The sequence below is a fragment of the Paraburkholderia sp. SIMBA_054 genome (genome assembly GCF_046534875.1).
GTDB classification, from domain to species: Bacteria; Pseudomonadota; Gammaproteobacteria; order Burkholderiales; family Burkholderiaceae; genus Paraburkholderia; species Paraburkholderia hospita.
The window spans coordinates 1-262 of sequence record NZ_JAWRXV010001018.1 but is presented as its reverse complement, the minus strand read 5'-3'; the positions used below and the strand labels follow the sequence as shown (position 1 = coordinate 262).

General features: G+C 69.5%; 1 protein-coding gene. It reads left to right on the top strand.

Annotated features, from left to right (window positions below):
- Positions 1-262, top strand: a 262-nt coding sequence (locus SB822_RS58225) for a YciI family protein (protein ID WP_410859260.1), incomplete at both ends; no start/stop codon positions are given.

Genomic DNA, 262 nt, shown 5'->3' with positions numbered 1-262 from the left:
CTACAACGACGACAAACTGCTGCAGGCGCTGCCCGACGGCGAGGCCGACGACATGATGCGCCACTGCTTCGCCAATGCCGACGCGATGAAGGCACAGGGCCAGCTGCTGCAGTCCCAGCAGCTCGAAGCGGCCGCCAGCGCGCGCAGCGTGCGCATCCGCGACGGCCGGGTCAGCGTGTCCGACGGTCCCTTCGCCGAGACCCGCGAGCTGCTCGGCGGCTTCAACCTGATCGAGGCCGACAGCCTGGAAGAGGCGGTGGAG